Annotated in this window: 12 protein-coding genes and 1 pseudogene; 6 read left to right on the top strand and 7 right to left on the bottom strand. The window is 52.4% G+C overall.

Going from position 1 to position 13,030, the window contains the following annotated elements; all coding sequences use genetic code 11:
- Positions 1-32 precede the first annotated feature (32 nt).
- Both rnc and NDI45_RS21170 read right to left on the bottom strand, forming a co-directional pair.
- Positions 33-716: a ribonuclease III gene (rnc, locus tag NDI45_RS21175; RefSeq protein ID WP_190792566.1), complete on the bottom strand. Its 684-nt coding sequence runs from the start codon at positions 714-716 to the stop codon at positions 33-35.
- A gap of 12 nt (positions 717-728) precedes the next feature.
- A complete protein-coding gene (locus tag NDI45_RS21170; RefSeq protein ID WP_348248605.1) occupies positions 729-1,001 on the bottom strand; it encodes an HNH endonuclease signature motif containing protein in 273 nt (90 codons plus the stop codon).
- Between the two features lie 510 nt (positions 1,002-1,511).
- Between NDI45_RS21170 and NDI45_RS21165 the strand changes: the two genes are divergently transcribed.
- Positions 1,512-2,420, top strand: a complete 909-nt coding sequence (locus NDI45_RS21165; RefSeq protein WP_348248604.1) for an alpha/beta fold hydrolase — start codon at positions 1,512-1,514, stop codon at positions 2,418-2,420.
- On the opposite strand, the pseudogene NDI45_RS21160 reads toward NDI45_RS21165, so the two are convergent.
- The 4 genes and pseudogenes from NDI45_RS21160 to trxA form a co-directional block, all read right to left on the bottom strand.
- Positions 2,404-2,657, bottom strand: a pseudogene (locus tag NDI45_RS21160) (Uma2 family endonuclease); the annotation flags it as partial. The gene NDI45_RS21165 and the pseudogene NDI45_RS21160 overlap by 17 nt on opposite strands.
- Positions 2,658-2,704: 47 nt before the next feature.
- On the bottom strand, positions 2,705-3,484 hold the full coding sequence (locus NDI45_RS21155; protein WP_348248603.1) for a class I SAM-dependent methyltransferase: 780 nt from the start codon (positions 3,482-3,484) through the stop codon (positions 2,705-2,707).
- Between the two features lie 38 nt (positions 3,485-3,522).
- Complete coding sequence (gene dcd / locus NDI45_RS21150; RefSeq protein ID WP_190791339.1) at positions 3,523-4,122, bottom strand: dCTP deaminase; 600 nt, start codon at positions 4,120-4,122, stop codon at positions 3,523-3,525.
- Between the two features lie 410 nt (positions 4,123-4,532).
- Positions 4,533-4,850: a thioredoxin gene (trxA, locus tag NDI45_RS21145; protein WP_190791340.1), complete on the bottom strand. Its 318-nt coding sequence runs from the start codon at positions 4,848-4,850 to the stop codon at positions 4,533-4,535.
- A 139-nt stretch (positions 4,851-4,989) separates the two neighbouring features.
- On the opposite strand from trxA, the gene fabG reads away from it, so the two are divergent.
- Together fabG and NDI45_RS21135 are read left to right on the top strand one after the other, a co-directional pair.
- On the top strand, positions 4,990-5,754 hold the full coding sequence (gene fabG, locus NDI45_RS21140; RefSeq protein WP_348248602.1) for a 3-oxoacyl-[acyl-carrier-protein] reductase: 765 nt from the start codon (positions 4,990-4,992) through the stop codon (positions 5,752-5,754).
- A gap of 104 nt (positions 5,755-5,858) precedes the next feature.
- Positions 5,859-6,338, top strand: a complete 480-nt coding sequence (locus NDI45_RS21135; protein ID WP_348248601.1) for a PepSY-like domain-containing protein — start codon at positions 5,859-5,861, stop codon at positions 6,336-6,338.
- Positions 6,339-6,421: 83 nt separating this feature from the next.
- Here the strand turns inward: NDI45_RS21135 and NDI45_RS21130 are convergent, their stop codons facing one another.
- Positions 6,422-8,467: a TolC family protein gene (locus NDI45_RS21130; RefSeq protein ID WP_348248600.1), complete on the bottom strand. Its 2,046-nt coding sequence runs from the start codon at positions 8,465-8,467 to the stop codon at positions 6,422-6,424.
- A gap of 379 nt (positions 8,468-8,846) precedes the next feature.
- On the opposite strand from NDI45_RS21130, the gene serA reads away from it, so the two are divergent.
- The 3 genes from serA (at position 8,847) to NDI45_RS21115 (ending at position 12,841) form a co-directional block, all read left to right on the top strand.
- Positions 8,847-10,439 carry a phosphoglycerate dehydrogenase gene (serA, locus tag NDI45_RS21125; protein WP_190792514.1) on the top strand — a complete coding sequence of 531 codons (1,593 nt, stop codon included), beginning with the start codon at positions 8,847-8,849 and terminating at the stop codon, positions 10,437-10,439.
- Positions 10,440-10,465: 26 nt separating this feature from the next.
- On the top strand, positions 10,466-11,380 hold the full coding sequence (gene prmA / locus NDI45_RS21120; RefSeq protein WP_190792513.1) for a 50S ribosomal protein L11 methyltransferase: 915 nt from the start codon (positions 10,466-10,468) through the stop codon (positions 11,378-11,380).
- Between the two features lie 87 nt (positions 11,381-11,467).
- A complete protein-coding gene (locus NDI45_RS21115; RefSeq protein WP_190792512.1) occupies positions 11,468-12,841 on the top strand; it encodes a cytochrome P450 in 1,374 nt (457 codons plus the stop codon).
- Positions 12,842-13,030: the final 189 nt, after the last annotated feature.

The following is a 13,030-nucleotide window of genomic DNA, read 5'->3' as shown; positions in this document are numbered from 1 at the left end:
TGTTCGCACAATGAAGTTGGGGTTTAAAGATTTCAAATTAACCCTTTCTTTTTAAATTTTCTCAAAGCATCTTCAGCAGCTTCCTTTTCAGCCTCTTTTTTATTGCGTCCCTTTCCCTCGCCGTATGCCCTGTCACCGACATAAACTCTGGCAATAAATTCTGGTGCATGGTCCGTACCGCCAATTTGTTCGGTTTTATATTTAGGTAGAGCGGCTGCACCCGTCGCCTGAACAATTTCCTGCAACTTATTCTTTGAATCCTTTGCAGAACGAGTGATCACGACTTCTTGAGGCACAGAAGTAAACAATTCTTCTACCATCGGACGCACCATCTCAATGACTGAATTCTTATCCAGGTAGTAGGCTCCAACAACCGCTTCAAAAGTGCTGCTCAAAAGATTTGGGTTTTGATAGCCCCCTTCCCGGATGACTCCCTTTCCCAATCGCATCCGCAAATCGATTCCCACTTCGATCGCAAATCGAGCCAATTGTTTTTCATCCACAAGAGCCGATCGCCGCCGTGTCATTTCATCTTCTGCCATCTCTGGAAGAATTCGATAGAGATACTGCCCGCTAATAAAATTAAGGATTGAATCACCAAGAAATTCTAGTCGCTCATTGTGTCCGAGTTCGTCCGGATTTTCATTCATATAAGAGCGATGAGTCAGGGCACGACGAAGCAGTTTTTCATCGTTAAACATTAGAAGCTTATGCATTTCTTTTTCTGGCTAGCTGAAGTTTACAGAATTAACTGGAGAAATGTTCGGAGCAGAATTTGGAATGAGCGATTCAGGGGGATAAAGACTATTTCCGCGCGATTTGTTGCATGGGGAGCAGGCAAGCCGAAGGTTTTCCAATGAGTTAGAACCGCCTTTGCTTTTCGGTTTTATATGATCAAGCGTTAGGCTCTTTGCAGGTAATTGATGCCTGCACCACCAGCATTGAGACCCATATTCACGAATGAGTTGATCTTTCTTACGCTTTTTCTGTTTTGAAGCCATTGATAGCTGTCCTGGTTATAAATTTGAACAGCATCGAAATATCAAGTACAGAAAATAGGCTGGCTCAAACAAGCCAGTAATCTTCTCCTGTGGTCAGCGTCTCAAACGCACTACCTCTAAGCCACAAACCAGCGCATATCCAGTATGCTGAGCCAGTATTTGCTGTAGAGAATTACCCTAAACCTCGACAAATACCAGACCAGAATACTGGACATACATCTGCTTGCGGCTTGGAGGTAGTACCCATGAGACGAACACCAAAGTTTTGATATTCATCTGCTACTTCAATTAAGTCATGGGAATTTTTTGCTGTCAAGATCAGACCAGAATTAGAATTTTCGTCTCCTTTCACTGCAGAGCAAAGATACTTTTTGTGATGTCTTTATAGGGATATCTCTATGAGGGATTGCTCGTCAAAGAATAGGACAATGATTTTCTGTACCCCCAGTTAACTCGATCGCCATTTAGACTGAAATTAATCCGATTCACCTCGCAAATTTCCCGATTGATATGCCGATTAATTCACTTCCCCTTCAGCCACCTCGAATCGGTCTACAGCGCGATTGGATCTGGCGCGGATGGCAGGTGCGCTACAGCTATATTCGATCGCCTCATGCTGAAGCTCATGCTCTGCCGCCGATCTTACTGCTGCATGGGTTTGGGGCATCTTTGACTCAGTGGCAAGAAAACCTGCTGCCGTTGAGCCAGCATCGAACGGTGTACGCGCTGGATCTGGTGGGGTTTGGTGCATCGGAGAAGGCTTCAGCTGCTTATAACGTGGGATTTTGGGTTGATCAGGTTTATGAATTTTGGTGCACGTTTATCAATCGACCGATCGCCTTAATTGGACATTCCCTCGGTGCACTGGTTGCCCTGACGGCGGCGGCTGCCTATCCCGAACTCGCAGAGAATTTGATTTTGATTACGCTGCCTGCCTCCCGGCAAGAGGTTTTGCCGGGATGGTTGCAGCCCACGGTGAGCCGGATTGAGAGCTGGTTTTCGTCGCCGATCGTGATTGGTCCCCTATTTCGGCTGATTGCCCGTCCGCGAGTGGTGCGATCGATTTTGAAGCTGGCGTATGTCAACCATAGCCGCATCACCGAAGAGCTGATCGAAGGCTTTTTGATTGCCGGACGCGATCGAGGCGCAGCTAGAGCCTTTTCTCGATTATCGCAAGCCCGCACCCGCTTTGATTTTTGTCTGGATACACGAGATTTGCTCGATCGGGTGAAGCTGCCGATTTTGGTACTGTGGGGTGAGGGCGATCGGGTGATTCCCTTAACCTGGGGCCGGCAGTTGCCCGATCTGCATCCGAATCTGCGCCTGATCGAAATTCCTGAAGCGGGGCATTGCCCCTACGATGAGGCAAGCGATCGAGTGAATGCCGAGATTCTGGAATGGCTCAGTGCAAATTCGTGAGGGAATCGACTGAGAGTCCGGTGATTTGGTTGACCCGAGCAGCGTCTATTCCGGTTTGCAGCAGAGCCCGGGCAATTTGGAAGACCTGTGATTCGGCGCGATTGGCTCGCTGTCGTTTGGGACGATCGGCTGGTAAGTGCCTTTCTCAAGCTAGAAACCTGCCCAACCGGCGGGATTAAACGGGTCGTACCAAAAATATTCCGGGACGTGCATTTTATTTTGATAAATCTGCTTCTTGTGTCCTGTGTCTATTGTCGGAATTGAGGGAAAACGATGCTTTGATTTTACTCGCTGTCTCGACTGTCCACGGTCTTTGCCACGTACACCATTGTTCGATAAGAGAGCGTTACTTTGCCGTCGGTTGACCAACGATCGAACAAATCCTGTAAGTCGCCTAAAAGCTGCTCATACGCCTTGCCTTCCTTGGGCATATACGAAGAACTCAGCACTAGCCCGATCAGTGCGTCGCGATCGAGCAGATAGGTGTGAGTAAAACGGTGAGTCTGGAAATTTTCAAACAATTCGCTTTCCGCAAGCCGATCAGGAGACTTTCGCTCGCCCCGGTCAAAGATTTCGCGATCGGCAGTGCGGCACAAAATTTCGCTGTATTCCTCTGTAAAGGGATCATCAGGATCGCGATCGTTCCACATCAGCGCGATCCGTCCCTCTGGCTTGAGAATGCGGTGAAACTCTGTAAGGGCGGCTGCTTTATTGAACCAGTGAAACGACTGTGCGCACAGGACGAGATCGACCGATTGCGTGGGGAGTTCGGTCTGTTCTGCCGTTCCTTCCCGGAAAGTTACGCCCGGATGGGGTTCTGCTGCCGATCGCATTTCCGCATTGGGTTCGATCGCGATCACCGCTGCCCCTCGGTCTGCTAGCAATCTGGCTGAAATTCCCGTGCCTGCCCCTACATCTGCTGCCGTTACCGAATGCGCGAAACCCTCCACCAGCAGGTCGATCGCTTCAGGAGGGTAAGTGGGTCGATATTTGGCGTAGTCGGCGGCGCGATTTGAGAACCGATTCGTTGGATCTTTTGTATGCAGGGGAGGCAGTGTGTCCATTGGCAAGAAATCAAGAAGGGGGATTCCCCCCAGTCTATCTAGACTTTTGCCAGCGTTACTCGCTGCGGCTGATCCTGATATTTCCCAAAGCGATCGTCATAGGTGGTTTCGCAGGGTTCGCCTTCTAGGAAGAGAAGCTGTACGACACCTTCATTCGCGTAAATCCGGCAGTCTGCGCTCGATGAGTTGCTAAATTCCAGCGTCAGGTAACCGCGCCAGGAAGCCTCTACCGGAGTCAGGTTTGCAATCAAACCGACCCGCGCATAAGAGCTTTTACCAATGCAAATCACCGTAATATTGGGCGGAATATTCAGATGCTCCAGAGCAACACCCAAACCATAGGAATGCGCCGGAATTACAAAATAGTCGCCGTCGCTGTCGGACTGAAGCGGTACAGATTCGAGATTGCCGGGATTAAACCGCTTCGGATTCACGACTGTACCGGGAATATGGCGGAACACCAAAAATTCTGCCGGAGACAGGCGAATGTCATATCCATAGGACGATAAGCCGTAGCTCAAAACTTTGCGGGTCAAGCCATTGCCGTGGACCGAAATCGAGCGAATCAAATGCGGCTCGAAGGGTTCGATCATGCCGTTTTGCGCCTGTTCTAAGATCCAGCGATCGTTTTTCAGCATCGGTTCCATCTCCTGCGACTGAGTACCCAAAATTATAGGATCATTTTTCTGTCCGATCGCTACATCTAGCGGTAAAAGTGTTATAGTTAGATTCAGAACGCTACATTAAGTAGATCCGGCATTAGGGCGATTTCGATCGCCCTTTTTTCTTTGCCTAGTTCCTGGCGATCGAACTTTTGCCGGAATGCCACTTTTAACAGGGCTTTGCCTAAAAGCACTTCCGCACTGACTGCAGATACAGCGAAACGGGCAGAATCAAGTTCAGCCCAATTTCAACATTTTTATTGGGGAATCGCAAGCTTGTAACGGACAGGAGGCGATCGAAGGATCTCAGAAAGGCTTGAGGCGTGTTAGATATCCTGCATTACCCCGTTCGGCGAAGCCTAAATTCCCCTTTTGTGAACTGCCGCCTAAACCCTTTGCTGCAATCGCTGAATCAGCCGCTCCGAGGGTAACACGCCTTCAATTTTGTCGATCGCCTGTCCCTGCTTAAACAGCACCAGTGTCGGCAATGCCTGAACGCCATACTGCGAAGCTAGAGCAGGATATTTATCAGTGTCCACTTTCACGATCCGCAGGCGGTCTTTCATTTGACCATTCACCTGTTCCAGAATGTTTGCCATCATCTGACAGGGACCGCACCACGTCGCGTAAAAGTCCACCAATACGGGCACATCGGAGCCAGAAAGCATTTCTTGGAAGCTGCCAAATTGCTGTTGAGTCGCCATAGGTTCGCTGTCAACGCTTACTCTTCCCGATCGTAATCAACTTTCCTCAAAGTGAGCAGGACGGGAAACCGGAACAGAAATGGCGTAAGATCAAACGTTGGACAAAGTATTAACCCTAAAACTACTCAAAGAGCTTGCTATGACTGCATCTTCAGCCGCTTCTCAACCCTTGCTCGATCGCGTTGCGATTGTCACCGGAGCCTCACGCGGAATCGGACGGGCAACGGCTCTGGCTCTGGCAAGTGCAGGCGCAAAAGTCGTGGTGAATTATGCCAGTTCGAGTAATGCAGCCGAAGCAGTCGTGGCTGAAATTCAGGGAATGGGCAGTCAGGCGATCGCCGTTAAAGCAGACGTGGCACAGGAAGATCAGGTCACGGCTCTGTTTGAGCAAACAATGGAGAAATGGGGTCAGGTCGATGTACTGGTGAACAATGCTGGGATTACCCGCGATGGCTTGCTGCTGCGAATGAAGCTCGACGACTGGCAAGCTGTGATTAACCTCAATCTGACGGGCGTATTTCTCTGCACCAAAGCCGCCAGTAAAATCATGCTGAAGCAGCGATCGGGTCGCATTGTCAACGTTACTTCAGTAGTCGGCGAAACGGGCAACGCGGGACAGGCAAACTACAGCGCAGCAAAAGCTGGAGTGATTGGCTTCACCAAAACGATGGCAAAGGAGCTTGCCAGCCGGGGCATTACGGTGAATGCAGTCGCCCCCGGATTTATAGCCACCGACATGACCGCAGACGTGAAAGGGGAGGAAGTGCTGAAAATGATTCCGCTTAGCCGCTACGGACAGGCAGAAGACGTCGCGGGGCTGATTCGATTCCTCGCTGCCGATCCTGCTGCCGCCTACATTACCGGGCAGGTGATTAATGTCGATGGCGGAATGGTGATGGCGTGAGTCAGAAGAAATACTGTACCCAGTGACGTGGTCGGGCTGTTAGTTTGAGTGCGGATTCGATCGACATCTGAGCGTTTTTTCTAAAACTGAAGGGTTCTGTCCCAATGGGTAAACCTCACTGGCATACTCAAAGTTCCGCAGCAATCATCCCACAGCTCTCCACTGCATTCATTACCTGCACAGTCCTCCTGCTTGCTAGCTGTAGTACCCAATCGCTCAAACCTCCGGCTGCGGTATCCCAAGCGTTTGCCGCCCGCTATCCCAGCACAACTGCTACCTGGAAGAAACAGCTCTATGGGTACGAGGGAATTTTTTACCGCAATGGCGTGGAGTATGAAGCCGAATTCGCCGCCGATGGGCAGTGGCTTGAGACGGAGCATGAAGTGAGCGCAGCGGAATTTTCTCAAGCCGTGATCGATCGCGTCCAACAAGAATATCCCAGCTACACCATCACCAAACACGAGATCGAGCAGACCCCTCAAGGGACGTTTTATGAGGTTGAAATCGAGCAGGCTGACGCAGAATACGAGCTTTATTTTGACTCCAGTGTGACCCCTGTTCGCAACGCCAACGAAGATAGCTAGCCATCGTCATCTGCAATAGGACTTACGCGCCTGTAGGACGCGGGTAGCCGTTTTCTCTTGCCAAACTTAAACTTACCGATCGTCTAAGGGGTATCGCCGATGAAGCCTTCGGGAAGGTTGCTAACCTGTCGCTGAAGCGTTGCCAAAGCGCGGTTGTAGCCCAAAATCGCCTGAAGGTTATTCACCTGCGTCTGAGCCAGCGCGGTTTGCTGCCGCAGCACGTCGGTCTGGGTTCCAACACCTGCCTGAAAGCGAAGTCTTGCCAGTCGAAGGGCTTCTGCGGCCTGCTGTACTGCGAGAGCCGTGGTTTGAATGTTGGTTGCGCTAGCTTGAAGCTGAGAATATGCCTGCTCGGTTTCAAACCGAATTTGATTCTGAAGGCTTTCAAATTGGCTTTCCGCCTGGGCAATATTCGTTTCTTGCGCTCTTGCTTCTGCTCTGGCAGCTCCTCCATCGTATAGGTTAAGGCTCAGCCCGACGCCGACCTGATAGTTGTTTAAGAATCCGTTGCCCGCATCCAGGTTGTTGTTCAAACCAAAGGAGCCTTGCAGGTTTACCTGTGGTCCAAGCTGTGCCAGGGCTGCCTGTCGCTGCTCTTCGGATGCCTCTCGCTGGATGAGCTGCTGTTCTAGCTCGGCGCGATTTCTGAGTGCTTCAACAATGCTTTGCTCCAGGCTCAGGTTCCAGTCTCCGGCGACTTCGATCGGGTCGGCTGCGGTGAGGTCAACGCCATTCGACGTATTGAGCAACTGGGTTAAATTGCGACGAGCAATATCAAAACTGCTGAGCTGCTGCGTTAAATTTTGCTGGGCGTTTGCCACATCAACCTGCGCCTGCAACACATCAAACCGGGTTCCAACGCCTGCCCGCTCCAGTGCCTCTGCATCTCGCAAGCTTTGTTCTGCCTGCTCCACGTTGGACTGAAAGATTCTCACCTGTGCCCCTGCCTGCTGCAAATCAAAATAGGCAGTCGCGACTTGCAGAATGAGCTCATTCGTTTGCCGCTCGATTTCAAGCTGCTGAACCCGAACCTGTCCTTCTGAGGCACGAATCAGCGACGATCGCCTTCCAGAGGTAAACAGCGCGTAGCTCACTTCTAAATTACCGCTCAGGCTTGCAGCATCACTCGATTGAATTTCGGTTTCTCCGGGTCCCGCGTTTGGGTTGGGTACAACCTGTCCCTGATTGTTCACAGTGAACGGGGGCTGCTGAGACGTAACAGGGCTTTCCTGACCCTGCTGCACCAGGTTTGCATTGACGCTGACGGTGGGATTATTTGCAGCTCTTGCCTGATCGAGCTGTGCCTGTGCCTGATCGCGCTGCTGCCGCGCCTGGCGAAGCTGAGGATTATTGCGAACTGCCAAATCAACTGCCTGCCGCAGCGTAATCGGCTGTGTTCCCTGGAGTTCGACTTCTTCAGGACGGGTCGGAAAATCGAGCGGATTTGGGCTGGGGTTGAGATAGTCGGGAGACTGGACTCTGCCACTCGTGCTGGGGGAGGAAGGAGTTGCTTCTGTCGGGGTGCCTGTGTCTGGAGTATCTGTGTCTGGAGTATCTGAGGCTTCGGTTTCTGAAGAAGTAGAAGTATCTGTTTCTTCCGTTAGAGTGTCTGCCTCTGGAGTATCGGTTGATGGAGTACTTGTCTTGGAAGTATTTGTCTCGGAAGTATCTGCTGTTGGAGTATCCGAAGTATCTGTTTCTGAGGTATTCGGGGTTGAATCCGGGGTTGAATCCGGCGACGGTTCCGTTTGCGGGTCGTCTGCTTCTCCTGTGGAAGGTTCTGCCTGGGAAACAGTATCCGCAGCAGAAGTCTCAGAAGCAGGTGTTTTGGCTTCGCCAGGTTGGGCAGATTCAGCCACGGGTTTAGCCGCAGTTTCAGCTACCGGTTCAGCGACCGGGGAAGTTGCCTCCGTTTGTGCGGCTTCGGTAGCCGGAGTTTCCTGAGATGTCGCTTCAGCCGCAGGCACGTCAGACCGGGGCGATCGCTGCTCTGACTTTTCGGAAGCTGAGGGTTCAGCAGGCGATGGAGTTTGGACAGGCGAACTTGCTTGAGCAGAGCCAGAATGAACTGCACCAACAGTAATCAGGGTGGTGATGCCGATCGCAACAAGCAGATTGGGAGAGCGCATACGTCGAAAAACAAACCAGATGGGCTTTACGAGACGATAAGAGCGACCTTATGCAGAATACTGGTTATTCTGTGCCTTGGCAAATGAAAAATAGCCAGCATTTTCGCCTGCAACAGCCTGGCTGAAACGCATCAGATAGCCGCGCCGCAAACCGCCTTTAACGTTATCGCAAAGACGCAAAAGACGATCGATTCAGCTCAAAATTCAATGCAGCTCGACATCCCTGCTCACCGCCCATTCGCAAAGGCGATAAAAGCAGAAAACTTTTCGGGAAAGACCCATGACGAGGACAGGTTTGCAGTAGAATGGCGACTTGTGGAAAACCTGGCTTTTTGCTTGCTGTTTGTTTTCCCGGTTTCTATCTCATGTAGCTGATCCCATGCCCAAGGTTCTTGTCTCCGACCCGATCGATCAAGTTGGCATTGATATTCTCTCCCAGGTGGCTCAGGTTGACGTGAAGACCAGCCTTTCCGCTGCCGAACTCGTGCAGATCATTCCAGACTACGATGCCCTGATGATTCGTTCTGGAACCCGCGTAACTCAAGAAGTCATCGACGCAGGAACGCAGCTCAAGATCATTGGACGAGCCGGAGTCGGAGTCGATAATGTGGATGTGCCTGCTGCCACGCGACGCGGAATTCTGGTGGTCAACTCGCCCGAAGGAAACACGGTCGCCGCTGCGGAACATGCCGTAGCAATGATGCTGGCTCTGTCACGCTACATTCCTGATGCCAATCAGTCGGTGAAGGGCGGCAAGTGGGATCGCAAGAGCTTTACGGGTGTAGAAGTTTACAAGAAAACGCTAGGCGTCGTTGGCTTGGGCAAGATCGGGTCGCACGTTGCCGGGATCGCTCGCGCTATGGGAATGCGTCTGCTAGCGTATGATCCTTATTTATCGGCTGAACGGGCAGAGCAAATCGGTTGTCAGCTCGTCGAGCTTGATTTTCTCTTCCGCGAGTCGGACTACATCACGCTTCACATTCCCAAAACGCCGGATACTTATCATTTAATCAATGCCGACGCGCTGGCAAAAATGAAGCCCACCGTTCGCATTGTCAACTGTGCCAGAGGCGGCATTATCGATGAGGCTGCGCTGGCAAAGGCGATCGACGCCGGGCAAATTGGCGGAGCCGCGCTGGATGTGTATGAAAACGAGCCGCTGGGCGAATCGCCCCTTACCAGCCTGAGTAAAAATCTAGTGCTCACGCCGCACCTGGGAGCCTCCACTGAAGAAGCGCAGGTGAATGTGGCGATCGATGTGGCAGAGCAAATCCGCGATGTGCTGCTGGGGCTCCCGGCGCGATCGGCGGTGAATATTCCCGGTCTGCGTCCCGACGTGATGGAGAAAATGCGTCCTTTCTTGCAGCTTGCAGAAACGTTGGGCAATCTGGTGAGTCAGCTTTCCGGCAAACGGATCGAGTCGCTCACGATTCGCTTACAGGGCGATCTGGCAACGAACGACAGTCAGCCGATGGTCGTCGCAGCACTCAAGGGCTTATTGTCCAACGCTTTGCAGGAGCGGGTCAATTACGTCAACGCCAGCATTGAGGCAAAAGAGCGGGGCATCCGCGTGATCGAAACTCGCGATGCGTCGGTGCGTGACTATCCAGGCTCGCTGCATCTGTCGGCAGTCGGCTCGCTGGGCGAACATTCCGTCACGGGCGCACTCCTGGGCGACAATGAAATTCGCATTACCAGCATCGATGACTTTCCGATCAACGTGCCGCCAAGCCGCTATATGCTGTTTACGCTGCACCGCGATATGCCGGGGATCATCGGTAAGCTGGGATCACTGCTGGGCAACCTGAATGTCAATATTGCCAGTATGCAGGTCGGACGCAAGATCGTGCGCGGCGATGCCGTGATGGTGCTGAGCATTGATGACCCCGTGCCAGACGGCGTTTTGGAGGAAATCAAAAAAGAACAGGGAATTCGTGATGCCTACACCGTGACCCTAGCCGAAATTTCCTGAACCGAGGTCTCGTGAGGTGATCACTCTTGGCAAGTAGCTGGTGGGAAATTCAGGTCGGGGCTGATCCGGCGGCAGAGGAACTCCTCTTTTGGCGATTGCAGGCGTTTGGCTGTCGCGGCATGGCGAGCGAGTTACGGGGCAACACGTTCACCGTCAAGGCATACCTGCCGCAAATCAAATCCCAGCAGCTCGATCTGGCTGCCCTGGCTCTGTTGCTCAAACAAGATCTGCTCTGCGCCGAACTGCCCGCGCCGATCGTCCAATGGCACTTAATCGATGAAGAAGACTGGTCTAAAAGCTGGAAAGACCACTGGCATCCTGAACCGATCGGCGATCGTTTTTTAATCAATCCCGCCTGGCTTCCCATCCCCGAAACCGATCGGCTGATCATCAAACTCGATCCGGGCGTTGCCTTTGGCACAGGTGCGCATGCCACGACCCAGCTTTGCCTGGAAGCATTAGAGATGCGACTCAACGACCCGCTACCAGGAACGATCGTCGCGGATATTGGCTGCGGCTCCGGCATTCTCTCGGTGGGAGCAATTTTGCTGGGTGCAGAGCGAGCTTATGCCGTCGATACAGACATTCTGGCAGTCGATGCGACCAAGAGTAATGTTGAGCTGAACGAGCTGCCGCCCGATCGCCTGATGGTTGAAGAAGGCAGCCTCGATCGCCTCAAGGAAATGCTGCCCGCTCCGGTCGATGGCTTTGTATGCAACATTCTGGCAGAAGTCATCCTGCAACTCATTCCGTCCTTTAGCGACATTTCCAAGCCAGATACCTGGGGCATTCTCAGCGGGATTTTGATTGACCAGGTCCAGCCGATCGCCGATTGCTTAGAGGAACACGGCTGGACAATGGCAACCCTCTGGAGGCGGCAGGACTGGTGCTGTTTGAATATTCGCCGAGCAGAAAATCTGCCTGGCAATTGGCATGGGTAAGGAGAAGTTACAGGACGGGCGGGGGCGCGGGATTGAGCGGTAGACTATGGACTGTGGAGTACAAAACTGTGGATGGAGCGGAGATCTATGGTGCTTCCGAGCGGTTCCAGGCTGCCGTCTTTGCTGCAAACGCTGAGTTTGATTGCGGACCCGATCGCCTTTTTTGATCAACAATCGCAGCGATACGGCGATCCCTTTACGACGCGGGTGCTGGGAATCAATTCGCCGCCTGTAGTGTTCTTTAGTCACCCAGATGCGATCCAAGCGATTTTTACCACGCTGTCGAGCAAGCTGGAACTGGGCAAGGTGACGGATGTGTTTCGTCCGCTGACCGGAAATGAATCGCTGATTATGCAGGACGGATCGCGCCATCAGCAACAGCGGCAGATGCTTATGCCTGCGCTTCATGGGGAGGGGCTGTATCGCTGGGGACAGGTGATTTGTGACTTGACGACCGAGGCGATCGATCGCTGGTCGGTGGGATCGGTGCTAAAGATTCAGTCAGAGATGCTGGACATTTCGCTGGAAGTCATTTTGCGCGTCGTGTTCGGGTTGAAGCCCGGCAGTCGCTATCAGCAGCTTCAGCGGCTTTTGCATCGATTGCTGGAGGATATCAATTCGCCGACCTATTCGGTGCAGTTTTTTTTGCCGCCGTTGCAGCAGGATTTGGGGGCGTGGAGTCCGTGGGGACAGTTTGTGCGGATTCGGCAGCAGATTGATGCGTTGCTGTATGCCGAGATTGCCGATCGCCGGAGCCAGGGCATTCATGATCGATCGGACATTCTATCGGTGCTGATGAGCGCCACGGATGCAGAAGGACAGCCGCTCAGCGATGTAGAACTGCGCGATCAGCTCATGACGCTGCTGCTGCTGGGACATGAAACAACGGCTTCTGGCTTAACCTGGATTTTTTACTGGCTTCAGCGCGAACCGCAAATTGCCGATCGCCTCCTACAAGAGCTGGATACGCTGGGCGAACAGGCTGACCCGATGACCGTAGCAAACCAGCCTTATCTCAACGCAGTGTGTAAAGAAGCATTGCGAATTTATCCGATCGCGCTGATTTCGCAGCCGCGCTGGACCAAGGAGGCGATCGAGCTTATGGGCTATCGGTTTGAACCGGGAACCGTGCTGATTCCCTCGATTTATCTGGCGCATCGCCGGGCGGATACCTATCCGAATCCCGATCGGTTTGAGCCGGAGCGGTTTTTGGGCAAGGCGAAATCGCCCTATGAATATTTGCCGTTTGGTGGCGGCAGTCGAAGCTGTATTGGCATGGCGTTGGCAATGTATGAAATGAAGCTGGTGCTGGCGACGGTGCTTCGCCAGGTGACGCTAACCCGTTCGAGCGAAATGCTGCCTGTGGTAAAACCGACGCGACGGGGCATTACGTTTGTGCCGCCGAAGGAGTTTCGAATGCGAGTGGGCGATCGGCGAGGCGCAAAGGTGCTGGTGAGTTAGAAGGCAGCTCAGGGTTATGACTTCTCAAACATCTTCCTGGGGTAAAGTCTAAGCAGGTTAAAATCTGTAATTAGGAATTAGGAATTGTAAGAATTCCTGACGGTTCGACACAGCAGACTGTGACCCTTTTGACTGATCCTTTTGACAACTTATTTTTTAGAAGGACTGTTTTTCTTCGATGCTTTGTCA

It is taken from the genome of Leptolyngbya sp. GB1-A1 (assembly GCF_039962475.1).
In the GTDB taxonomy this organism is placed as follows: domain Bacteria; phylum Cyanobacteriota; class Cyanobacteriia; order Elainellales; family Elainellaceae; genus Leptolyngbya_A.
The sequence above is the reverse complement of the archived record's forward strand: the minus strand, read 5'-3'. Positions and strand labels throughout refer to the sequence as shown.